This window comes from Alcanivorax sp., from assembly GCF_040119285.1.
Taxonomy (GTDB): domain Bacteria; phylum Pseudomonadota; class Gammaproteobacteria; order Pseudomonadales; family Alcanivoracaceae; genus Alcanivorax.
Window position 1 is genome coordinate 37,333 of sequence record NZ_JBEDTY010000015.1, and the last position, 23,678, is coordinate 61,010.

General features: G+C 54.5%; 22 protein-coding genes. 11 read left to right on the forward strand and 11 right to left on the reverse strand.

Annotation, left to right across the window (positions count from 1 at the left end; genetic code table 11):
• The first annotated feature begins 5 nt into the window (after positions 1-5).
• Genes ABNH10_RS04800 through ABNH10_RS04810 form a run of 3 tightly spaced genes read left to right on the forward strand, consistent with a single transcriptional unit; the run spans position 6 to position 3,995 of the window.
• Positions 6-1,802 (forward strand): ATP-binding cassette domain-containing protein, encoded by a 1,797-nt coding sequence (locus ABNH10_RS04800; RefSeq protein ID WP_288368201.1) that lies wholly within the window; start codon positions 6-8, stop codon positions 1,800-1,802.
• The gene (locus ABNH10_RS04805) at positions 1,799-2,893 is read left to right on the forward strand and encodes an ABC transporter permease (RefSeq protein ID WP_027948886.1); all 1,095 of its coding nucleotides are present in this window, start codon (positions 1,799-1,801) and stop codon (positions 2,891-2,893) included. The genes ABNH10_RS04800 and ABNH10_RS04805 overlap by 4 nt, the downstream gene beginning before the upstream one ends.
• A gap of 1 nt (position 2,894) precedes the next feature.
• Positions 2,895-3,995 (forward strand): ABC transporter permease, encoded by a 1,101-nt coding sequence (locus ABNH10_RS04810; protein WP_035230273.1) that lies wholly within the window; start codon positions 2,895-2,897, stop codon positions 3,993-3,995.
• Positions 3,996-4,186: 191 nt separating this feature from the next.
• Here ABNH10_RS04810 and ppk2 read toward each other — a convergent pair whose 3' ends face one another.
• From ppk2 to ABNH10_RS04855, 9 genes are all read right to left on the reverse strand, one after another.
• Positions 4,187-4,930, reverse strand: coding sequence for a polyphosphate kinase 2 (gene ppk2, locus ABNH10_RS04815; protein WP_068812478.1), 744 nt, complete (start codon positions 4,928-4,930; stop codon positions 4,187-4,189).
• Positions 4,931-5,452: 522 nt separating this feature from the next.
• The gene (locus ABNH10_RS04820; RefSeq protein WP_288368199.1) at positions 5,453-7,111 is read right to left on the reverse strand and encodes a BCCT family transporter; all 1,659 of its coding nucleotides are present in this window, start codon (positions 7,109-7,111) and stop codon (positions 5,453-5,455) included.
• Positions 7,112-7,246: 135 nt separating this feature from the next.
• Positions 7,247-7,528, reverse strand: coding sequence for a DUF5676 family membrane protein (locus tag ABNH10_RS04825; RefSeq protein ID WP_288368198.1), 282 nt, complete (start codon positions 7,526-7,528; stop codon positions 7,247-7,249).
• Between the two features lie 92 nt (positions 7,529-7,620).
• Complete coding sequence (locus tag ABNH10_RS04830; RefSeq protein ID WP_288368197.1) at positions 7,621-8,172, reverse strand: hypothetical protein; 552 nt, start codon at positions 8,170-8,172, stop codon at positions 7,621-7,623.
• Between the two features lie 62 nt (positions 8,173-8,234).
• Positions 8,235-9,152 (reverse strand): DMT family transporter, encoded by a 918-nt coding sequence (locus tag ABNH10_RS04835; RefSeq protein ID WP_288368196.1) that lies wholly within the window; start codon positions 9,150-9,152, stop codon positions 8,235-8,237.
• A gap of 463 nt (positions 9,153-9,615) precedes the next feature.
• A complete protein-coding gene (locus tag ABNH10_RS04840) occupies positions 9,616-10,203 on the reverse strand; it encodes a c-type cytochrome (protein ID WP_288368195.1) in 588 nt (195 codons plus the stop codon).
• 59 nt (positions 10,204-10,262) lie between these two features.
• Complete coding sequence (locus tag ABNH10_RS04845) at positions 10,263-10,559, reverse strand: hypothetical protein (protein ID WP_288368194.1); 297 nt, start codon at positions 10,557-10,559, stop codon at positions 10,263-10,265.
• Between the two features lie 52 nt (positions 10,560-10,611).
• Positions 10,612-11,457 carry a copper resistance protein B gene (locus ABNH10_RS04850; RefSeq protein WP_288368193.1) on the reverse strand — a complete coding sequence of 282 codons (846 nt, stop codon included), beginning with the start codon at positions 11,455-11,457 and terminating at the stop codon, positions 10,612-10,614.
• Entirely contained in the window at positions 11,454-13,292 is a 1,839-nt protein-coding gene (locus ABNH10_RS04855; protein ID WP_288368192.1) for a copper resistance system multicopper oxidase, read from the reverse strand. Before ABNH10_RS04855 ends, ABNH10_RS04850 begins: the two co-directional genes overlap by 4 nt.
• Before the next feature lie 185 nt (positions 13,293-13,477).
• Between ABNH10_RS04855 and ABNH10_RS04860 the strand changes: the two genes are divergently transcribed.
• The 4 genes from ABNH10_RS04860 (at position 13,478) to ABNH10_RS04875 (ending at position 18,151) form a co-directional block, all read left to right on the forward strand.
• Entirely contained in the window at positions 13,478-14,170 is a 693-nt protein-coding gene (locus ABNH10_RS04860) for a heavy metal response regulator transcription factor (protein WP_288368191.1), read from the forward strand.
• Positions 14,157-15,614 carry a Cu(+)/Ag(+) sensor histidine kinase gene (locus ABNH10_RS04865; protein ID WP_288368190.1) on the forward strand — a complete coding sequence of 486 codons (1,458 nt, stop codon included), beginning with the start codon at positions 14,157-14,159 and terminating at the stop codon, positions 15,612-15,614. The genes ABNH10_RS04860 and ABNH10_RS04865 overlap by 14 nt, the downstream gene beginning before the upstream one ends.
• On the forward strand, positions 15,592-15,702 hold the full coding sequence (locus tag ABNH10_RS04870; protein ID WP_231580283.1) for a MerR family DNA-binding transcriptional regulator: 111 nt from the start codon (positions 15,592-15,594) through the stop codon (positions 15,700-15,702). Before ABNH10_RS04865 ends, ABNH10_RS04870 begins: the two co-directional genes overlap by 23 nt.
• Before the next feature lie 487 nt (positions 15,703-16,189).
• A complete protein-coding gene (locus ABNH10_RS04875; RefSeq protein WP_288368189.1) occupies positions 16,190-18,151 on the forward strand; it encodes a cytochrome c/FTR1 family iron permease in 1,962 nt (653 codons plus the stop codon).
• Here ABNH10_RS04875 and cadR read toward each other — a convergent pair.
• The gene (gene cadR, locus ABNH10_RS04880) at positions 18,129-18,539 is read right to left on the reverse strand and encodes a Cd(II)/Pb(II)-responsive transcriptional regulator (RefSeq protein WP_288368188.1); all 411 of its coding nucleotides are present in this window, start codon (positions 18,537-18,539) and stop codon (positions 18,129-18,131) included. The genes ABNH10_RS04875 and cadR overlap by 23 nt on opposite strands.
• Positions 18,540-18,615: 76 nt before the next feature.
• On the opposite strand from cadR, the gene ABNH10_RS04885 reads away from it, so the two are divergent.
• Positions 18,616-19,521, forward strand: a complete 906-nt coding sequence (locus tag ABNH10_RS04885; protein WP_339854617.1) for a cation efflux transmembrane domain-containing protein — start codon at positions 18,616-18,618, stop codon at positions 19,519-19,521.
• Between the two features lie 107 nt (positions 19,522-19,628).
• Here the strand turns inward: ABNH10_RS04885 and ABNH10_RS04890 are convergent, their stop codons facing one another.
• Complete coding sequence (locus ABNH10_RS04890; RefSeq protein ID WP_288368187.1) at positions 19,629-20,537, reverse strand: cation diffusion facilitator family transporter; 909 nt, start codon at positions 20,535-20,537, stop codon at positions 19,629-19,631.
• Between the two features lie 453 nt (positions 20,538-20,990).
• Here ABNH10_RS04890 and ABNH10_RS04895 point away from each other — a divergent pair, with 453 nt between their 5' ends.
• From ABNH10_RS04895 to ABNH10_RS04905, 3 genes are all read left to right on the forward strand, one after another.
• Positions 20,991-21,260 (forward strand): TFIIB-type zinc ribbon-containing protein, encoded by a 270-nt coding sequence (locus ABNH10_RS04895; RefSeq protein WP_273034641.1) that lies wholly within the window; start codon positions 20,991-20,993, stop codon positions 21,258-21,260.
• A gap of 178 nt (positions 21,261-21,438) precedes the next feature.
• Positions 21,439-21,882 carry a hypothetical protein gene (locus ABNH10_RS04900; protein WP_039882014.1) on the forward strand — a complete coding sequence of 148 codons (444 nt, stop codon included), beginning with the start codon at positions 21,439-21,441 and terminating at the stop codon, positions 21,880-21,882.
• A 31-nt stretch (positions 21,883-21,913) separates the two neighbouring features.
• Complete coding sequence (locus ABNH10_RS04905) at positions 21,914-23,347, forward strand: alkaline phosphatase D family protein (RefSeq protein WP_047012793.1); 1,434 nt, start codon at positions 21,914-21,916, stop codon at positions 23,345-23,347.
• Positions 23,348-23,678 lie beyond the last annotated feature (331 nt).

Sequence of the window (23,678 nt, forward strand, 5' to 3'; positions counted from 1 at the left end):
ACAACATGCCTGACGCCATTGTTGAACAGCCCCAGGCACTTATCTTACAGACTGAACAACTTTCGCGGCGGTTCGGGGAGACGGTTGCAGTGGGTGATATCAGCTTTGCCGTGCGACGGGGAGAGCGTGTCGGTGTCGTCGGCGCAGACGGTGCCGGGAAAACCACGCTGTTGCAAATGCTGGCGGGCATCCTCGACCCCAGCAGCGGTGACTGTCGGGTGTTTGGCCTTGATACACGCCGCGAGTCCAAAATCATTGCCGCTCGCATCGGCTATATGTCGCAGGGCTTTACCCTCTATGATCGCTTGAGCGTGGATGAAAACCTCGCGTTTTCCGCTCGCATCCGCGACGTACCTCAAGATCAATACCTTGCGCGACGCAACAGCTTGCTACAGATGGCCGGCCTCACGACCTTTACGCAGCGGCCGGCGGGCAAGCTTTCCGGTGGCATGCGCAAAAAGCTCTCCCTTTGTACCAACCTGATTCATGAGCCTGAACTGCTCATTCTGGACGAGCCGGGTCTGGGCGTCGATCCACTGTCGCGTCGCCAGTTATGGGAAATGCTGGATCGTTTTCAGCAGCGGCAAGTCACCAGCGTTATTGCGACTTCCTATATGGATGAGGCCATGCGCTGCGACCGTGTGGTTCTGTTGCGGGAAGGTCAAGTGCTGGCGGATGGGACACCCGGGGCACTGCTGGAACAGCTCAGGGGGCGGGTGTTCAGTGTAACATTTTCGACATCGCCCGAGCCGCTTGACGATGTCTCGGTAAAGCTGCGTCGACTGCAAGGGATGCGCGCCATACAGCGGCTGCCGGATCGTCTGCGCTGCGTCACTGATGCCGACGATTTCAAACAACTAGCCATGCGCGAGCTGCCAGCCAATACCGTGGTTACGCCAGCTGAACCACAGCTTGAAGATCTGTTCGTGCTGGATAGCCGTACGGAGGTTGAAATGGACTGTGTTGAACCACCTGCTATGGGGAATGGTGAACAGGCCAGTAGATTCCCTGTAGCAGCCAAACTTGATGCGGATAAAGATCGCAACGGCGTGCAAACGCAAAACCTCAGTATCCGTTTTGGCGAATTCACCGCCGTCGATCGCATTAATCTGACGATTGAGAGAGGGGAGTTGCTGGCGCTGTTGGGACCCAACGGCGCGGGCAAAACCACGTTGATCCGGGCCATCTGTGGTCTGACGGCAATTGCCGAGGGCGGGGCGGTTGTCGGTGGCGAAGCAGTGAGTTTGAAAAATCGCAATCTGCGACGGCAAATCGGCTATATGTCGCAAAAATTTTCGCTCTATCTGGATATGACGGCGGGGGAGAATCTGGCGTTTTTTGCCAACCTCTACGGATTGTCGGGCAATACCGCGCGTGCCGCCGTGGCATGGGCCAGTGCAGTAACAGGGTTGACGGTGCCTCTTCGGACCATGGTCGGGGATTTGTCCGGCGCCATCCGACAGCGGCTGGCGCTCGCTGGCAGTATTCTGCATCGGCCGGCAGTACTGTTTCTCGATGAACCGACATCCGGTATTGACCCCGCCTCGCGCTACCGCTTTTGGGAGGTCATCCGGGTATTGGCGTCACAAGGCATGACCGTGGCCGTGACCACCCATTATCTTGACGAAGCCGCTTACTGCGATCGATTGGCGCTGATGATGAACGGTCGCCTGATCGCACATGGTAGCCGCGATGCACTCATTGAATCTCTCGCCTTGTCGCCCGATACCGATATGGAAACGCTTTTTCTCACCGCAGTTGCACGGGCCGATAGCGCATCATTGAGCGAAGGTGAGGGATGAACGCGCGTCGCATTGTTGCCTTGCTGCTCAAGGAAACTCGGGAACTGGTGCGGGACCCAGTGACGCTGGCGCTGGCCGTGGTGATGCCGCTGGTCATGCTTTTTTTGTTTGGCTATGCCATCAATATGGATGTTGATGAGCTGGCGTTGGGTCTTTACGATCAGGACAATACGCCTGCCAGTCGTGCGCTGGTGGCGCGCTTTGCTGGTTCTCCCTATTTCGACATCATCGAATACCGTCACAATACTCGCGACCTTGACCGCAGCCTGCAGCAATCCCGTATCCGCGCAGGCATTGTGATTCCTCCCGGTTTTGGCCGGGCGCTGCTAAGGGATCAGCCGGCGCCGGTGCAGGTGATCGTCGATGGCGGCTATCCAATGGTTGCCGGGTTGGGGATGGCGTATATCGACGCCGTCATCGCTTATTTTCCCGCGCCGCGGCCCGAGCCCGTTGAGATGCAAACCCGCGTTTGGTACAACCCGTCCCTGAACAGTATCAACTTTGTCATTCCCGGGTTGTTTGCGGTGATTTTGATGGCTTTTCCGCCGTTGCTGACCACCTTGGCCATCGTCAGGGAAAAAGAAACAGGCACCGTGGAACAGATTTATGCCTCGCCATTGCGCTCCGCTGAGTATGTGTTGGGAAAGCTGCTGCCCTATGCCCTGGTGGCTTTTCTCGAAATCCTGATGGTCATCCTGGTCGGCTTTGTCTGGTTCGAGATTCCTATCGCCGGTAGCCTGCCGTTGTTGTTTGTCGCCTCACTGGTTTATGTGTTTACCACGGTGGGCATCGGGTTGCTGGTTTCGTCCCTGGCGCGAACGCAGCTTGCCGCCATGCTGATTACCCTGATCGTCACCCTGATGCCGTCTTTCCTGTTTTCCGGATTTTTGTTCCCCATTTTTACAATGCCTTACAGCCTGCAGCTCTACAGTCGGTTATTCCCCGCCGGTTATTTTATGGAGGTGTCGCGAGGGATTTTATTAAAAGGGCTGGGTGTTGAGGCAGTGTTGCCCAATCTGCTGCTGTTGATAGGGTACACCCTGGTGGTATTCGTGTTTGCTGTCTGGCGTATGAAGCAGAAGGTGGCCTGATATGTCCATAGCGATGATTGGCCTGCTGCGCAAGGAAGTTATCCAGTTTTTTCGCGATCGAGTGATCCTGGTGTTGATTTTGTGGTTATACACCGTCGAAGCGGTGTTTTGCACCCTCGCGCTTAGCTTTGACGTGGAAGATGTGCCGCTGGCCATTGTTGACCAGGACCGCAGTACTATCAGTCGCGAGTTGGTGCAAAAATTTGCCCTGAGTGAATCCTTTGACCTTCAGTATCAGGAAAGCGCGGTATCGGTTGCGGAAACGCACTTAGCGCACGGCAAGGTGACTGCCATCCTCGTGATACCGCCGGGATTTGAGCGGTCGATTCGTTCCAGTGAGCAGACGACACTACAATTGTTATTGGACGGCACCGATTCCAATATTGCCGCTAACTCGCTGTATAACGCGAGAGGTGTTCTTGCCAGGCTGGTCCGCGAACAACTGCCGTTTGCAGCGAACACCGGTGCAATCGCGGTGACACGCGTCTGGTACAATCCGCAACTGACCACATCGAGCTTCATGGTACTGTCGATGATTGCCCTGGCCGGTATGATGGTGGGCGTCATTCATCCCGCCGCCTCGATTGTGCGTGAGAAGGAACGTGGTACCCTAGAGCAACTGTTAGTTGCGCCGATTTCCACGTTCCAGCTGTTCCTCGCCAAAATTGCCCCGACCATGATCATAGGCCTATTGGCCGTGTTTCCCAGCCTGTTGATTGTGCGTGCCTTTGACGTGCCAATGCGTGGCAGCCTCGCGTTGTTTCTGATCCTTACGGGATTCTTCCTGCTCAGTGCCGTTGCTCTTGGGGTGCTGATCGCCGCCTATAGCCGAACCCTGCAACAAGCCCTGTTATTGTCTTTTTTTGGGTTGTTTCCGGTGATGTTCCTATCGGGTACCCTGACGCCCGTGGAGGCGATGCCAGACGTTCTCCAGGCGTTATCCCGCCTGAGTCCGTTGCGCTATTACATGGATATTATTATCGGTGTGTTTTTAAAAGGTGTCGGCTGGAGGGATCTGTGGGATGAAAGCTTATGCCTGATCGCCATCGCAATTCCAATGTTGATTTTGTCATTGGGTATATTTCGACGTCGGTTGCAGTAACAATTCCCGAAGCTCCTTTAATATTCTAGCGAGTAATGAAATCCTCATGTGTGGCCAATTGGTGATGTATTTTTCCGATACCAACTATTTTTGACTTCTATGATGCTGGTTATGGCTCGGTAGTGGCGGCAGTAACTGACCACTACAAGTTAAGCTTTAGGCTTGAGATCTTCTGTTTCATTCTCGATAAATTACCTGCTAAATTGGAATACGACTTTAGCATCTGCTTTCGTCAAATGTTGATCTTTGTCAGGGCAATCAACAATAGACAATAAATGCCGTATGACATTCAAGCGGGCGCGCCTTTTGTTATCGGCTTTGACAATATACCAGGGGGCATGCTCGCTATGGCTGTGTTGTAACATGTCGTCGCGGGCGGCCGAGTAATCATCCCAATGTTTGATAGCGGTATCGTCGATAGGGCTGATTTTCCATTGTTTCAGGGGGTTTACTCTTCGATCCTCCAGTCTCCGTTGCTGTTCCTCTTTCGATATGTCGAGATAGTATTTAATGATTTGTATGCCGGAATCACAGAGCATTTTTTCGAAAGGGACGACTGTTTTTTGAAACTGATCGTATTCCGCTTCTGTACAAAACTGCATAACTTTTTCGACGCCTGCACGGTTATACCAGCTGCGATTCATGAGTACCATTTCCTGGCGGCTCGGCAAAAAGGCTGCATAGCGTTGGAAGTACCAGCTGTTGGTATCTTTCTCTGAGGGTTTACCCAACGCGACCACTCGCGTCTCTCGCGGACTTAAATGTTCGGTGATCCGCTTTATCATGCCGTCTTTACCAGCTGCATCCCTTCCCTCGAAAATGACCAGTAGCTGCAGATCGTTCTTGATAATGTGGCGCTGCAACCTGACGAGCTGAATTTGCAGATTTTTAAGCTGTGTTTTATAGGGCTGTTTTGTCTTCTCTGATTTGGTCATGGTTTTACCTTATTGGTAGGCCGTTTTCAAAATTTCATTCAGGTTGAATTTCTGGTTACACATTCACTAAAGCCACTTGCTCTTTGGACAACGAGGTCTCCAGGAGAATGGCTCCTATAATCAGGAGGATGCCCAGTCATTGTATCCACGATAGTGTTTCACAAAAATAGGCGTAACCAAAATAGAGTCCAAACACTGGCGTTAAAAGCTATATACATTGAATTTGTAAAGCGGGGCCTTGTAGGTGATCGATAACGTCTATCAATCCCACGCGTTCACCTGTCAGGGCCTACCGATCAAAGCCCTCTGGAAGCGTGATAATCAATCGATGCTGATTCTCATTGTATTCAGTCATTTCGAAAGCGCTTCTGTGTCCGACGGGTTGATTGGCGAGGGTGCCAATACCCTAAAGCGAGGCTCCCTACCGTATTTGGCTGGCCATACAGCTGCCGTAGCGGGACGAGGTTGTGGAGGCAACCTTTAGCCACGATCACAAATCCCAATGAAGGCGGTTCGGATTGGCTAGTTGTCGCACTTCTGCACGGGACATTCCTCCGGAGCGGTTGGATGAATTTCTTCCTTTTCCCGGCGCTCCGCGTCCCGCTCGGATTCCCGCATTAGTAATTGTTCAATCCGGGTGTGGAGCAATTGGTCCTTTTCCTCCCGCCGCCTGATCTCCGCCGCGAGGTCTTTGTGAAGGGAGAATGCCATCAGCAGCATCAACAACATAAAGGGGAAAGCGGCGATAATGGATACGGTTCGCAGCCCGTTCAGCCCACCGGTTAGCAAGAGGACGGACGCCATCAGTAGCTGAAGACCTCCCCAGAGGATGCGAACAAACCGTGTTGGAGTCAGAACCCCCTTGGAGGTGAACATGCCCAGCACAAAGGTGGCGGAATCCGCAGAAGTCACCACGAACATGGAGACCAGCGCCACGGTCAGTATGGCCGCGAACTCGCCCCAGGGTAACTGATCGAGAAGTACGTAAAGTCCGGCCGGCACTTCCTCCGACACGGCATCTGCAATGGCGACGCCATCGAACAAATCGAAGTAGATGGCGGAGCCACCGAAGGTGGCGAACCACAACATGCTTAAAGCCACGGGGACGATCATCACGCCCAGGACGAACTCGCGGACAGTTCTGCCCCTTGAGATTCTTGCTATGAAACTGCCTACGAAGGGGGCCCAGCTCAACCCCCATGCCCAGTAGAACATGGTCCACTGCTCCACCCAGTGTTCGTGGGAATAGGGAGTAGTTACCAGGCTCATCTCTATGATATTGCCAAGGTACTCACCCGCTGTCTGGGTGAGTTCGCTGAAGATAAAACCGCTCGGTCCCGTGGCGAGCACAAAAAATAACAGTCCGGCGGCGAGCACCATATTGGCATTGCTGAGATAGCGAATTCCCATGTCGAGGGGCGTCATTGCCGAAATGATGAACAAGGTTGCGAGTCCCGCGAGAATGTAGAATTGTGATGTCGTCGAGTAGGCAGCCAATCCCAGATTGGCCAGGCCGCTGTTGACCTGTAACGCTCCAAGGCCCAGAGTCGTTGCGACGCCGAATACGGTGGAGACCACGGCCAGGATATCGACGATATTGCCCCAGCCGCGGTCCACCCGATCGCCCAGTAACGGGCGGAAGCTTTCGCTGATCAAGCCGCGACTGCTGTGACGAAAACGTACATAGGCAATGGCCAGCCCCACCAGTGTGAAATTGGCCCATTGGTGGAATCCCCAATGGAAAAACGCGTAGCGCATGCCCAGTTGCGCCGCATCTGAGGTACGGGGTTCGGCGAGGCCAAGGGGCGGATCATTGAAATGCATCATCGGCTCGGCCACGCCCCAGAAAACCAGACCGACACCCATTCCACCTGAAAATATCATCGCCAGCCAGCTGTTGAACGAGAACTCCGGCGGTTCATTCTCCGCGCCCAGGCGAATGCTTCCAAATTTGGAAAGGGCGAGAAACAGGACAAACAACACAAAGCCGGTGGTTGCCACCAGATACATCCAGCCGAGTTTCCGGGCGGTGATATCGAGAATTTGCTGGGCTGTGGATTCCACCGCATCGGGATAAAGCACGGAGGTGGTGACGAAGGCAGTGATAATCACTACGGAGGTGTAAAACACCACTCCCACATCGCCCAGATATTCCCGCAGAAATTTCGTTAACCTGTTCATAAACGATTCACTTGAAGCTATTCGCGTTAATCTTCATAGGCATAAATAATAAAGTTTGAAAATTCGCCAACAGCCTGCGAATGATGGTCGAAGGTTCTGAAATGGTTCGTTCGACCTATGACCGGTGTGATGCCGTCAATGTCCATTTCTGGAAAACCGTCGGTACAAGGGTACGAACAGAACCGCAATATACCAACCGTACAAATAGGCTTCGATTAAGCCAATGAAAAACGCCGTCCACGTAAGCCATTCGAAACCGGGCAACAATGGCGCCCAAGCCTCATACATGCGCATCTGTTCCGGTGCAAGCAGGCCAAAGCCCACGCAGAGCAGGTAGCTGATTGCCAGTAGCAGTGACAAGGTGTTGCCTAACGGGACGATACCTAAACGAACATCAGGTGCGCTCGAATTGTGCATATATTATTTCCTCTCTAAATTGTGGCAGAAAACTGGATTGAGCCTTGTCGCTCGCGTGCTTCATTAGTCTGCCTGACTCCGAGCTAGAGCATTTACCTGGTTTGGCCTCTAGTATTGCGAGGTGGTTCGCCAGAGCCGTAGGAGTGATAAGCGTTGTGGCTGAGCATGTGTCGGCGCGTCAGCCACATTATCAATGGTGGCAATAATAGCCATTGCAGCAGCGGGGCAAGGCCCACCCCCACCCCCAGTAGTGGGATGATCGGCATCGACTCCGCGTATGCCCACCGCTCGAGCGGGCCAGTCGCCAGCCATTCCAGCATGATGGTGACGAGGAGAGCCGTGATAATTAGGATGGCCGCTGACTTTTGCTCACCTTTCAGGAGCCATTGTCGATGTCCGCAGACAATAGATGACAACCAGAAGCTGGCCAGCAGAATCAGGATGTCACCACCCGTGGCCCGTATACACAATCCGATCACCGAACCGTGAGATGCCTCCGCCATTCCCCTGAACCAGGGCGCCTGCAGAATCTCCCAAGCAAAATTCGTCAAAAACCCGAACCCCGCCAGTGGCAATTCTGGAAATCGTGGATCGCCCCTATATTCCGTGCTGCCAAATATTCCTCGGCCTATCCGTTCGGTCATGCATTGCTCCGTTTGTTGGTGTCTCCCATTAGTCTATTCACTGCGACTATCGATAGCAGTGATCAACAAGACGCCTCTCTACGACCAGAGTCAATGACAGCATTTCTCCCTTGCATGAGGGCGATGCCGAAAGTGACTACGAGGATGCCGAGCGCCTGGGCAAGTTGCAGTCTTTCATCAAAGAACAAAAATCCAATCAGAAGCCCAAACACCGGGGTCAGAAAGCTGAAGACGTTCAGTTGGTTCAAGGGGGCGCGGGCGAGTAGTCCAAACCAGAGAAATATCATCGCGGCTGTTGCTAGCGCGGAGAGAACGAGCAGGGAACCGGTGAACCGGGCTGTCCAGTCAACCTTCCAGTGCTCACCGGCCATCGCTGAGGCGAACAACAGCATTCCGCCACCGAACAGCAGTTGGATCGCCATGGGTGTAGCTATGGAGCCGCCCGCTTCCTTTTTTAGCAGAATATTGCCTATCGCCGTTCCGATAGCCGCCATCAGTACCCAGGTAATTCCCCAGAGGTAACCGTCATTGTTCCCGCCGAATCCCGGCCACGACAACAAGGCCACACCCAAAAAACCGGTGACCAACCCGGCAATACCCTTGGCCTTCAGGGTTTCACCAAGCCAGATGGCTGCGATCGCCGCGGCAATCAGTGGCTGGGTGCCCGCCAGCACGGTTGCCAGGCCCGGTGACAAGTGCCCGGCGCCCAGGAACATGCCGCCAAAGCCCATTGCGGTGTAGGACACTCCGATAAACGCGAGCCTTACTGGGTTCTGGACGTTGAAATGACAAGGGTTCCCGCCAGGTTTCAGCATGGCGACAACGACGAGAAATCCGCTGGCAAGAAATGCCCGCAGTGCAGCGAAGAGCAAGGGCGGGGCGTCTGGAAGGCCGATGGTGATGAACGGGAAGCAGATGGCCCAGAGTATCGCCACCAGCACCATCCAGGCGAAATTAGTCGGTGCTGAAAAACCTTTCATCGTATTAACCGCAAAATGTATTGCTGCCAATAGAGGTATTCATAGAGAGGGCACCACATCAAGCCGAAAGTCCCCATAAACAGCAGCTCCTCCTCCATCGGGGCCAGTCGCTACGGTACTGGGGTCGCCAGATATTATCAATATAGGCCGGATAACACGCCACGAGGCTGGAAAAGTAGATAAAATTGAGAAAAGTTAAGATGGAGGCCCCGGACATCATGGGCTGCCAGCGATCAGCACGACATTGACCGTTGACGATACAGGCGGACAGCATGGCGAGCGAAACTGTGTAAACTGGATGCCGGGCCATAACTGCTTCAAGGAAAAGAAAGAGCACAATAGTAGCCCAAAGCACCACTTGCCAGGATGGACTTCAAAGCGTCCTCAAAGGTATGCAAATGTCTCTCCTCGTATTATTGATGGTTGTGGGGTGATCTAGCGCAGGATAGCCTGAGATACTTCGTCAGTGACCGTGTCCTTCCGAGTCTTGCCCGCGCGCGGTAAGTATCTGGTATTGAGCGGAAGATAATTCCGGCAATCGCTGCAGGAACGCTACCATGTTCCAGATACGTTCGTCGTCATGCCCCGTTCCCCAGGCGGGCATGCCCGAGGCCTTGATGCCGTGTTTAATAATCCAGAATTGTCGCTTAATGGCTTCGTCGTCATTATCGGTGTTACCCGCATGGTCGTGTCCATGTTCATCACCCGGTAGTGTTAAATTGGGTGGTGCGGGGTATAGCCCCAGGGTGAAATCAGTTTCGGTTCTGCCCGACTTCAGATGGCACCCTGCACACATATCATTGTAGTCGGCGCCACCTGCCAGTAACCGCTCCGGTGCGTTTAGTTCGCTAGGAACCTTAATGTCACTGGCGGCGCGTGCGACGGAACGTTCACGCAAGGTTTCCAGCAGCCAGTAGGTCAGCCGATTGTGGGGAACGTCGGCGCCTATTGGATAGAGTCCGGAATACAAAAACGCCAGACCGCCAATGATCGATATCGCTGCTGCGATAAGCAGACATTTACCACAGGTTAGAAATTTGAAAGCGGCCATGACATCTCCATCCGGTTTGAATCTTAGCAATATCGCTCGAAATGATAGACCGTGGGTCGTCAGTGTTTGTGTTCAATCGATTCATCATTCGCGGTGTGTCCTTCCAGTCCGCCGTTTTCTTGGTTTGCGTTTCCGGAAGCTCGATTATCTTGATGCATGTTATTCTTACACTGCTGCATCATGGCCTGCATCACCGGATCATTCATATCCATCTTGTTGTGATCCATATTTTTCATGGCGGTACAATCCGGTTTTTGAGCGTCTTTCATATGTTCTTTAGGTTCATGGGCCTGTGCAGAGAAAGCGATGCCCAGTGTGGCGAACACGATGACAGTGGCTAGTGTTTTCATTTTCATAAAGGTGCTCCTCATAGGTGCTTGAAAAGTTTCTGTATCAATTTGGTGATTACTAAAACCAGAATCGCAGCCCCGCGACGAATTGGGTATCTGAGGTATCTTCGCCTGCTGCGCGGCGGTAATCGGCTGTGTCGCCATAAGCGTCTGTCCATTCCACACCGATGTAGGGCGCGAATTGGCGGCTGAATTCGTAACGCAGGCGCAAACCCACCGCGAGATCCGAGAGACCCGACCCCAGGCCGTTTTCTGCATCATCCTTACCATACAGATTCAGTTCCGCACGGGGCTGCAAGATGAGTCGCTGTGTCAGCAGCAACTCGTACTCGGATTCGGCGGAGAGCGCGGTTCGACCGTCGTCGCCCACATAGGCAGTCACATCCACCTCGAACCAGTAGGGCGCCAGGCCTTGTACACCGAATGCCAACCACTGACGGTCCTTGCCTTCGTTAAACTGGTCGAGTCGAACACCGAGCTGGGTGTCGAAAAAGGCGTTAAATGCATGCCCCCACAACAGGTCGGTTGAGCTCTCTTCCAGCGTGCCGTCTGCGATATCACCCTCCGCTTTGATGACAAAGCGGTCGTAGGTGGTGCCATACCAGGCCTGGACATCGTAAACCGTGCTATCGCTATCTTCCTGATACTCCAGGCGATCACCCAGAATGGACCAGAAAGCGTGTTCGTCCGCCAGTTTCAGTTGCCGTGGCCCCGGCTGTGCATAGGGCCCTTCGGTCAAGGTGTAACCGTCGGAATAAGCATGGGGATCGCGGGCATCGGCAGGAGCGCTGCCGCCCTGCATTTGCATTTCGATGTGATCCATTTGCGCCAGTACGGTACTCACCGGAAAAGCACCGACAGTAAAAGCCAGAATAGTCAGGGGTTTTATCGCAATCAGCCTCATGACACCACCACCTCGCGGAACATGCCCGCATCCATATGAAACAGCAAATGGCAATGCCAGGCCCAACGACCCAAATCGTGAGGTGTAGTCAGGTAGCTGATGCGTTGAGCCGGTTGCACTGGAATGGTATGGCGGCGAACCCGCAATTCGCCCTGGGCAGTTTCCAGTTCGCTCCACATACCGTGTAAGTGCATGGGGTGGGTCATCATGGTGTCGTTTTGCAGAATGATTCTAACGCGCTCATTGTGGCGCATGGAGACCGGTGTGCTTTTGCCGAACTCCAGTCCGTCAAAGGACCAGCTATAGCGTTCCATATTGCCGGTGAGGTGTAGTTCCAGCTCCCTCGCTGGCGGGCGGCGGTCATCCAGTACACCATCGATGGATTTCAGGTCGGCCAGCGTCAGCACGCGGTGTCCCTGTGGGCGCAGCCCACGCTGGCTTAAGTTGCGCAGGCCAATACCGGGGTCGTCGAGATTGGTACTTGGCGTATCCACCCGTTGGTCAACCGAAGCCCCGTATTCGGTTCGGGCGTGGTGTATGGTAGATGAAGGTTTGACAAGCGAGTTGTCAGAACCCTGCTGCATACTGTGGTCCATGGCCATACCGCCGGACATTTGGGAATGATCCATCTTGGTTTGGCCCATGGAGTCCATTTTCATCATGTCGTGGCCCATGGCGCTACCACCCATTGCTCCCATCATATCCTTCATGGTTAACCACTCGGGCGAATCGGGTTCTGGCACAGGCGCTGTTAAACCTTGCCGCACACTCAGGGTGCCGCGGGCGTAACCGCTGCGTTCCATGCTCTGGGCGAAGATCGTATAAGCGTCGTCCTGGGGCTCGACCATGACATCGTAGGTTTCGCCGGGGCCAAAGCGGAATTCATCCACAGTGACCGGCTCGACATCCTGGCCATCTGCCTGGATCACCGTTAACTTCAAACCGGGAATGCGAACATCATAAAAGCTATTGCTGGCGGCATTGATAAACCGCAGCCGTACGCGATCACCGCGCTGGAACAACCCGTTCCAATTGCCCGCCGGAGTGGTGCCATTCATCAGGAAGGTGAGGGTCGCCGCCGACAGGTCCGCCAGATCGGTCGGGTTCATCCGCATCTGGTTCCACATCTGGCGTTTTTCCAGTGCCGCCTGTAAGCCCAGCTTGGAGACATCGGCTGTGAAATCGAAAAAGGTGGGCTGATTGAAGTTGTAGACATCGCTTTGCACTTTCAGTTTGCTGAAGGCGCGCATCGGGTCTTCGTCGGTCCAGTCTGAAAGCTGTACCACGTAATCCTGATCGGCGCGGTGTCTTTCGCCTGCCCGTGGTTCAATGATCAGGGCGCCGTACATGCCTGTCATCTCCTGAAAGCCGGAGTGGCTGTGGTACCAGTAGGTGCCGCTCTGCTGAAGCGTAAAGCGGTAAACAAAGGTTTCCCCCGGGGCAATTCCATTGAAGCTGATGCCGGGTACACCATCCATTTGATAGGGCAGCAATATCCCGTGCCAGTGAATGGAGGTGGCGACCGGCAGGCGGTTAGTGACGCGGATGGTGACGTCATCGCCTTCCCGCAGCCGTAACGTCGGTGCCGGGATGGAACCGTTGATAGTAGTCGCCGTGCGCGTGACGCCAGTGAAATTGACGGGTGTTTCGGCGATCACCAGATCGATTTCTCGGCCGCTGAACACTGGTGCTGAGCCCAGCGCGGTCGCGCCGTTTACGGCTGCCTGCAACCATGACGGTGTGGCGGCCAGCACGCCACCGGCTGCAAGTCCCTGTACGAAGCGGCGGCGACTGAGTTGCCAGGCTTGCTTGGGTCGGGGGAAATCATGGGTCATGAGTCAATCTCTTTTCGAATAAGTGATGGTTGTTACACGTTCTGACTCCGCATACTAGCGAGCCGAGCCTGTCACCCGCATGACTTAAAAATGACAAAGTTGTAATCTGGCCGTCATCTTCTTGTGGGTTAGCCGAGCTTAGGCTGTCTCCAAACCCATTCTGAAAACTACGGGGCAGGGCAACGATGCGGCTATTGGTGGTCGAAGACGAAATCAAGACCGGCGATTATTTACAGCAGGGACTGACCGAGGCGGGTTTTATGGTCACGCTGGTGCGCAATGGCCTCGACGGTCATCATTTGGCGATGACAGAGACCTTTGATTTGCTGGTGCTGGACGTCATGCTGCCGGATGTGGATGGCTGGCGCATTGTGCAGTCATTGCGCGAGGCCGGCCGTCAAACACCAGTGCTGTTCCTGACCGCCCGTGATAGCGTGGATGACCGCGTAAAGGGTCTGGAGTTGGGTGCTGACGATTACCTGGTCAAGCCCTTCGCCTTTGCCGAGCTGCTGGCCCGGGTGCGCACTCTGTTGCGTCGTAGTACTGTGCCGGTGATGACCGACCAGATCAAAGTTGCTGACCTCACGCTGGATTTACCGCGTCACCGGGCCACGCGCGCCGGCCGCAAGATCAATCTCAGCCACAAGGAGTTTTGTTTGCTGGAGCTGTTGGTCCGGCGGCAGGGCGAAGTATTACCGCGCTCCTTGATCGCCTCCCAGGTGTGGGACATGAACTTCGATTCCGACACCAATGTCATTGATGTGGCCATACGGCGCCTAAGGGCAAAAATCGACGACGATTATGAGCCCAAGCTGATTCACACTGTGCGCGGTATGGGTTACAAACTGGAGGTCGAGGACGAGCATGACGAAGGTTAGCCTTGCCCGGAGACGACCACTGTCACTCAACAGCCGTGTGATGCTGTTTGTCGCGGTCGCTATCGGTTTGAGCTTGCTGATGATTGGCCATTTGGTGCTAAAGGAGGTAGAGCGCCATTTTGCTGAACAGGATGCCGACGAGTTGGTGGTGATTACTCGTGCTGTTGAAGGCGCTCTACAAGCGGCGAAAGATCGGGACTCGGCTCCGGAGGGCGCCCTTGCGCGAGCTGTTTCTGGTCACCATGGTGTCTACTTTCAAGTGTGGGATGATGCGGGGCGTTTGGTCTATGGTCCTGAGGAGGGTGGACCTTTGCCACAAGCAAACGCCTATTCTCCTGTGAGCCGCATTCAGGTAGACAAGCTTTACAGTTGGCAAACTGACGGCAAAACCTACCGTGGCACTATCACTCATACCCGCATCGCGGGCCAGGATTATCGCATCGTTGCTGCCATCGATATGGATTTCCACATCCACTTCCTGGAAAGTTTTCGTCGCAGTTTGTGGTTGATCATGGTGGCGGCAGGGGCCATCACTCTCCTGGCGGCCTGGTATGGCGTGCACCAGGGGCACGCGCCCTTGCGCGAGCTGAGTGCGACAATGAGTGATATTCAGGCGGATCGCCTTCATGTGCGTCTAGACCCTAACACCGTTCCCCGGGAACTGCAAAACCTTGTCTGTTCCTTTAATCATATGATTGGCCGCTTGGAAGACAGCTTCGTTCGACTATCCTATTTCTCCGCCGATATTGCCCATGAATTGCGCACGCCTTTGACCAACCTGATCACCCAGACCCAGGTGGGTTTGGGTAAGTCCAGAAGCCTGGAAGAATATCGCGAACTGCTCTACTCGAATCTTGAAGAACAGGAGCGCCTGACCAAAATGGTCAACGACATGCTCTGGCTGGCCCAGAGCGAACACGGCCTGCTCAAGCCTGTCTGGGAACCGCTGGATCTGGCTCGGGAAGTGCGCGAGCTGTTCGATTTTTTCGAGGCCCTGGCGGAGGAAAAGCACATCCAATTGGTGTTGGAAGGAAAGGCACCGATTATACAAGGTGACCGCGCTATGCTGCGTCGCGCATTGTCCAATCTGCTGTCCAATGCAATACGCCACACACCAGTGGGAAGAAGTGTGCTGATCCGTCTGGATTCATCGGGCGAGGGTAGGGCGTTACTCAGCGTACAGAATCCGGGGCCAGAAATTCCAGCCGAGCATTTGCTCAGGATTTTCGACCGGTTTTACCGGGTCGATCCTTCCCGGCAACGCCAAAGCGAAGGTGCTGGCTTGGGGCTGGCTATCGTCAAGTCCATAGTCGAGGCCCATGAAGGAAACATCGCGGTGATCTCCGAACGCGGCGTCACGCGCTTCACGATCAGTTTACCCAGCATGGCTGATGTAGAGGTGAGTGCTACGGGAGAAAGTGATGAGTCAATTGACCATCGGTAAACTGGCACAAGCAGCTCGGGTCAGTGTCGAAACTATTCGTTATTACGAACGCCTCGGGCTTATCGAACAGCCGCTAAAGCCAGCTTAAGGATACCGCACCAACCCAAAAGCCACTCTGAAGCGGGTCTTCTTCATGAAATGAGCCCAAGAGCTAGGATCCACTTTGTAAGAAATCGATAATCTGTTGGCGCCTAGAGAATCGCATTGTCCGGGGTCGCCGTGAAGATCAGGATGATCATGCTGGTGTATCTCAACCAGTCCAGTGTACAAACGCAAGAGGAGTGCGATGCGTGAGGTTGCTCCGACAGAAGATACGCACCGTAATGCCATTCTGCACGGCCCCGGACTGCGGGTACGACTGGTTATGAGAGCAGCTCAATGGAGGCAGAAGGATATCCCGTGTGCCGACAGGAGCCGTGTTGTCAGGAATGCCAACAAACCAGTCACACACTTGACTCTATAGCTACCATAGGCATTAGAATTGAGATTAATTATCATTAGCAACAAGCCAAGTAGAGATCTCGTTAATGCAGGCGCACTGGATATACCGTTTTATAAGCCCGAAGCAATTTGTTTTGAATGTCTCAGTACTGCTGCTGGGCTTATCGTGTTTGCTTCCAGCGACTAGTCAGGCCGAGATGAGTGATGACGGCTGGGCTCAGATGCGTCAATTGGCACAGCTGGCCGAATACATTGCTGTGGATTACGTGGAAGCCGTCAAAGATGGCCATGTGGTCAATGACGGTGAATATCAGGAAATGCTGGAGTTCTCCCAGCTCATTGTGACGAATATTTCTGAGATTCAGGATAAATCAGCCGACGCTGGCGACCTGACAGATCAGGCCAAGGCTTTACAGGAAGCCATCCAGAACAAACAGGCTATTGAAACAATTCGGCAAATGAGCGGCAGCCTGCGGGGTACGTTGTTGGCACTGATGCCGCAGTCGTCCCTGCCGGATCATCTGTTGTCGAAAGCGACCGTCAAAGGGTTGTATGAGAGCCAGTGCGCTTCTTGCCATGGCGCAGCCGGTGGGGGCGATGGTGTGATGGCCGAACAGCTGGAGCCCGCTCCAACCGATTTCACCAGCAAAGAGCGAGCCTTGAACCGGTCACTTCTGGGCCTGTACGACGCCATCTCCAATGGCATAGACGATACCGCAATGCCGGCATTTACCCAACTGACGGAAGAGGAACGCTGGTCGCTGGCGTTCCATGTCGGCGGATTGGCATTCCAATCCGGCTCTGAAGTTACAGGCGAGGCACCCAGCGTCACCTTGTCACAGATGGTTAACCACACGCCGGCGCAACTCGCTGCAGAACATCCGGAGATGACGCAGAAGGGGATCGAACGGTTGCGCGCAAAGCCAGAACTGTTATTCCAGGAAACGACCAATCCTCTGAAAATCACCCGCGACCAACTGCTGCTAGCACAAGAGGCGCACCAGCGCGGCGATTATCAGACAGCACAAGCACTGGCGGTCAGTGCTTATCTGGATGGCTTTGAATTGGTCGAAAACAGCCTGGATGCGCAGGATAAAGCACTTCGCCAGACGCTCGAAGCCGATATGATGGCGATAAGGCAATTATTGAAGCAGGCACAGTCCCCGGGTGAGGTGGAAAGCGCTGTGAGCCGGACGCTGGCAAGGTTGGATGATGCGGATCGATTGCTTTCGGAATCTACCTTGTCCAATGCGACCCTGTTCAGTGCCAGCTTGGTTATTCTGTTGCGGGAGGGGCTCGAAGCCCTGCTCGTGGTGATTGCCCTGGTGACTGTGCTGGTGCGAACCGGTCGGCGTGACGGACTTCGGTATGTGCATTTGGGTTGGGTAACGGCATTGGTGGCCGGTGTTGCGACCTGGGCTGCCGCGCAGTCCCTGGTGAGTATCAGCGGCGCCAGCCGCGAAGTCATGGAAGGGGTTGCGGCCCTTTTGGCGGCGGTCGTGTTGCTCTATGTCGGCATCTGGATGCACAGTAAAACCCATGCTGCCCAGTGGCAGGCCTATATCCAGCAGCACATCAACTCCCACCTGACTGCGGGTACCCTGTGGGGTCTTGCGCTGCTGGCATTTATTGCGGTTTATCGTGAAGTCTTTGAAACGGTCTTGTTTTATCAGGCGCTGCTGACCCAGGCTGCAGCCGCTCAATATTCATCCGTATTCAGCGGCTTTGTAGCCGGTACTGCTTTCTTGGCCGTATTGGCCGGGTTGCTGGTGCGTTATTCAGTGAAATTACCCATTGCCAGATTCTTTTCCGTCACCACCTACCTGTTGCTGGCCCTGGCGTTTATCCTCATGGGTAAGGCGATGTCGGCACTTCAGGAAGCGGATATTATCGGTATTACCCCATTGCCTGTCAGTTTTGAATTCGATTGGGTCGGCGTCAAATCCACCTGGCAGGGGATCATGGCGCAATTGTCGGTACTGGTGGTTTTCCTGGTCTTTCTGGGGCTGGCGAGAAGGCAGCGGAAAAATGCCCCTGTTGCAGAACGTTCAGGAGAGTTTTTGGAACCGGGTGTCACCCGCTCGAAACCGGAGTAGCCGACAAATTCCGCAATATGCCGCACTGCTCCACTGTCCGACGGTTTGAACAGCTGCGGCGCAGCATTCTCAGTTGCTCGTTCAGCCTGGTGAGCTCCTGGATACGCGCCTCCACCTGCTCGATACGCCTATCCATCATCCGATTCACATCATCACATTGTGCGCCGGGGGAACGGCTTAATCCCAATAATTGCCGGATCTCCGGCAAACTGAGATCCAGGCTCCGACAGTGTTTGATAAACAATAATTGCTCAACGGCAGCTTCACCGTACAGGCGAAAATTACCTTCACTGCGTTCTGCGGAGGCAATCAATTGTTCCTTTTCATAATGCCGGATGGTTTGCACGGAGCAGCCAGTCACTTTCGACAGTTCGCCGATTTTTATCATCTCTCAATATTCCGATTGACTCTATAGTTATTATAGAGTTTATAGTGACCGTCTGTACATCCACAAGGGCTTTTCAATGTCTGACCCGTGCAATGACGGCTGCCAGAGCGCGAAGATTGCCAATGTCCCCGCCTCTGGGATAGCGAATACTGATACGGCTTTTCAACATGGCTATGTCAGTGACTACCGGGTACCAAAAATGGACTGCCCGTCGGAAGAGGGGATGATCCGCATGGCCTTGGACAGTATTGAGCCCCGGGTTTTACTGGAGTTCGATACACCGAATCGGAAGGTGCGGGTATTCCATGGCGACAATGGGGCTGCCATCGAGGAGAGGATGCGCTCCCTGGGGCTGGGTGCCACGCTCGAAAAAACCACCCCGGTGGGGGAAGAGGATTTAGTCCTGGCCAGGGAGAAGGAAGAGGCAACCGCCCAGGTCGAAGCCGGTATTCTGAAGTGGTTGCTGGCCATCAACGGCGTTATGTTCGTGATTGAACTGACGGTAGGCTGGCTGGCGCAATCCACTGGCTTGATCGCGGATTCTTTAGACATGTTTGCTGATGCCGCCGTCTACGGCGTGGCACTGTATGCCGTTGGACACAGTGTGCGGATGAAGCTGCGCGCGGCGCATTTTTCAGGCTGGCTGCAGTTGATTCTGGCGCTGGGAGTCCTGGCTGAAGTCGGGCGGCGATTTGTCTTCGGCAGCGAACCTGTATCCGCGTTAATGATGGGTTTTGGTGTTGTGGCCCTGGCGGCCAACGTCTGGTGTCTGGTGCTTATCGCAAGAAACCGGCACGGCGGCGCACACATGAAAGCAAGTTGGATCTTTTCCGCTAATGATGTCATCGCCAATGTGGGGGTTATCGTCGCCGGTGTATTGGTCGCCTGGACGGGTTCCCGTTATCCCGACCTGGTCATTGGTCTGATCATCGGGCTGATTGTGCTGAATGGCGCCCGGCGTATTCTGCAACTGCGCTATTAGTCTCTGGCTCTTTCTCGCTGCTCGGATTCATGTCGGCAGAATTCCGCGCCTGGGCGGCCTATTGAAATAGTCTCCGCTCTCGCCGGTGCTTGCGGAGAACATCTCTCTTAACCATGCCCATAGGTGTGGGTATCCTTGTGCATGTGGTCCGGGTGTTCGAATTCCAGTGTCGAATGACTGATATTGAATTCCTGCGCCAGAGCCTGTTTTATCCTGTACTTGATATTCTCAAGCTGATCCCATGCACTTTCCTCGATAATCACATGAGCTTCCAGCGAGGCATCGTGTTCGCCCATCTGCCAAAAATGCACATGGTGAAGATCGATAACGCCTTCGATGTTGGACAGGGCAACAATGACGGCATCGGTATCGATGTCCACCGGGCTACCCAACATGAGTGTTCTGATGGTACCGCCGATTTCTGTCAGACCCAGGTAGAGAATGTAGCCCGCGATGCCGATGGTGATGGCAGGATCAACCCAGCGCATGTCGTAGAGTAAAATAAGCGCCCCGCCAATAACCACGGCGACCGACGCCAGTGCATCCGACAGATTGTGAAGAAACAGTGCACGGATATTGACGCTGCCTTTCTGCATCGAATACGTGAGTAACGCCGTTAATGCATCCACGACCAGGGCGATGCCACCAAGCCAGACGACCCACCAGCCCTTTACCTCTGGAGGATCGATTATCCGCATGCCACCTTCGTAAATCAGGTAGAACCCGATAATGATCAAGGTAGTGTAGTTGATGAGGGCTGCAACCACTTCAATGCGTCCATAGCCAAAGGTCATCTTTGCGTCAGCCGGGCGGCGCGCAATTTTTTGCGCCGCGAACGCGATGACGAGTGATGCCATGTCTGAAAAATTATGCAAGGCGTCCGCGATAAGGGCGAGACTACCGGCAAAGATACCTCCCCCAATCTGAGCCAGGGTCAGGATCCCGTTCGCCCAGATGGCGATAGCAACGCGTTTATCCTTGGTCTCTGGGCGCATATGCACATGGTCATGACTCATTGGATCGACCTCGTTTGGTGTCTATGTATAAAGGTGTATCTGCTGTATTCAGCTTACTCTATGCTTGGTCTCTCGCCCTCGGAATTCTATTTGTGGTGCAACACCAGACTTAAATTAATGGCAGGTGCACAATTTTACATGAAGTCAAAGAGCTGGATCGTGGTTTCCGGCAACAGCGTGGCTGCATGGGGCGCGACCTCATCCGTGTGGGAATAATCCGCGTCGAATTATCGGTATTGACCGAAAATACAGGATACCTAGACTGCCCCTTGATTCACAACAGATAATAGATCACCTGCTCAATGGGGGCAGGGGGCTTCTGGGCACACCAATTAATCATGGTTGGTGCCGATAACATGCTGGAGAATATTTTGATTAGTTGCCCCAAGTGTGAAGGGGTGTGAGTATGGTGCTACTATGATTTCCCTGATGATTGACCTAAAGGAGAAGCTCATGAAATGTCCAGTATGCGAGAGTGTTGATCTGACGATGGCCGATCGACAAGGTGTGGAAATTGATTATTGCCCCAAATGCCGGGGCGTGTGGCTGGACCGGGGGGAGCTGGACAAGATCATCGAGCGTAGTGCCGTAGAACTGGCGCAGCCACCACGTCGCGAGCCAGAACCCCGAGGCTATGACAAGCACGGCGGTTACGGCAAGCATGGAGGCCATGGCAAACATGGGTATCGCCGCAAGTCCTGGTTGTCGGAAATTTTTGATTAGATAGCCTTTGCAGGCAGCAAATACGGGTGGACATGGGCCTGCTTGGAGTCACTGCGGCGCAGTCTCCTTACGTCTGGACTTTCACCTTGCGCTTTGCATCCCCCGCAGTCATCTGGTAGGCCAGGATGCGATACGTTGTGTTGGCGGAGGTGAACGTCACCCTTAGAGGAAGCAAATCATGGGACATCATCTTTTCCGGCGACCCAAACACAGACGGTATCGCGACATGGGTGGGTATTATGAGGGCGATGACCATTCCGGCTATCGCGAACGCAGAGCCCTGCCGGTGCTGAATATTCCGACCTCGGTCATCGTGGCCGGGCTGGTCATATGGTCTGCGCTTTCGCTCGGCGCTTGGTGGCTGGTCGATCCGGTCCTCTCCTGGATCTCCGGTGCAGCCGGGCCACTGGCCGATACCGGAGCGGGGCTTGCGAAGTGGTTTGGCCTTGGGGAGGAAGCCACGGCTTTACGTGATGCGGCCAATATTGAGGGGCTGCTCGGCTGGGCGGGTGGATCGATTCATTTTCTTGTCAAGACGGTCGTTCTGCTGGTTTGGGTTGCAGGGCTGATCGCGCTGATTGCAATACCCGCTGTCCTGCGACGAGGACAACGGCGACAGTAGTGCCCGAAGACTGATCGGAACCACCTTGCGCATGACATCCGAACCTCCGGTCATGACCGGACCGCTTCTCTTTCTCGACCATGTCGAGAAATATGTGTTACGGCTCTCTGTCCTTTTCATTGCGGACAATGGCGAGTGCCCGGAGCCAATCGAAACGGTCCACGGCGTACATACAGCGGAAATCCTCGCGGAATACGATCATATGACCGTTTGGCGAGCACGCTTCGACCTGCCCGCAAACCGCTCGTCCTGTTATGCCTGGAACGGCCAAAGTTACTCCTTGGCAAGTGATTTTCGAGGCGATATACGGATCGCCTATGTGTCCTGCAACGGCGAGCAAATCGGCGATCTGGAGCGCGAAGGGTCCGAGCGCAATGCGATGTGGGCACGCCTGACAGAAGATCACCGGAACGCGCCGTTTTCCCTGCTGCTGCACGGTGGCGATCAGGTCTATGCTGACCAAGTCACCGAGGGTCACCCCCTGAGCGAGGACTGGCCCGAACATATCCCCAAGGATCCTTCGCGCGCCGATCTTGCCGATTTGCGCCATTATTTGCGCGAACGCTTCCTGGAGCGCTACGTGGCGCTTTATCGTGCGCCGGAATTTGTCTGGATCGCCGCGCGCGTGCCGTCTCTCATGCAGTGGGACGACCACGATATTTGCGATGGCTGGGGATCGCTACCGGGGTCGAAGACCGACACACCGGTCGGCCAAATCCTGTTTGATGTTGCCCGCGAGAGTTTTTTGACCTTTCAGCATGCCGCAGTAGATGGTGATCTGCCTGAACGGTTCCACGATCCTGCCGGGCTGCATCTGGGCTGGAGTGTTCGCACAGCCGGTCTGCGCCTCCTTGCACCTGATATGAGGTCGGAGCGTACGCGCCACGAGGTAATGGGGGACGGCGGCTGGAAGATGATTCGAGCTGAGGCCTCGACCCCGGTGCAGGGTCACACGTTCCTGATGTCCAGCGTGCCGTTGCTGGGTCCACGCCTGTCGGTGTTTGAGGCTCTGATGGTCGCCATCCCCAAAATGCAGAAATACGAGGACGATCTGCGCGATCAGTGGCAAAGCCGCGCTCACCGTGACGAATGGTGCGATATGCTTCGGGTGATCCGGGACATGGCGCTTGCCAACGGCCATGATGTCACGGTGCTTTCGGGGGAAATCCACCTGGCGACGCGTGCCACGATGAAGCTCGGCGCCGGTCGCTGGTTACACCAGCTGGTTGCCTCGGGCATTGCGCATCGCGCCCCGCCAAGGGTGTGGGCACGAATTCTGGGGGCCCTTGCACAATTTGGTGAATCGCCGCTCAAGGCGTGTCCGATCCGAATCCCATGTATCCCCGGTCAGAAGTCGCGCTATATTGCGGAACGCAACTATCTGGTGCTTGAGCGGAGTTCAGATATATGGCGCGCCCGTTGGGCTCTGGAAGAGAGCGGGATAACACCGCCCCTTATTCTGTGATAATAATCTTCACACATGTATGTAAGGCCGCTAGCGCGGTCGTCGGAGTTTGCGCAGCCGATGATCCAGCACCAATGACCTGTAAATTGTGTGTTATTACCTGCCTTTTTCAATCCGTCGTTCACGTCAAGCAGAAGCTCGAACAAATGAACACGCCTTGTATCCCCATCCAGGAAGAGTGGTCCGAGAGTTTGTTCGATCCACTTGAGGGCTGGCAGACAAACGCGAAAAATAGCGCAAAAACACTCTCAACCTATTGAACTACTGATTTTTTGGTCACCCAACCTCCCGAGTACATGCCATTCTGGCCGATAAGCGGAACTTGGCCTTG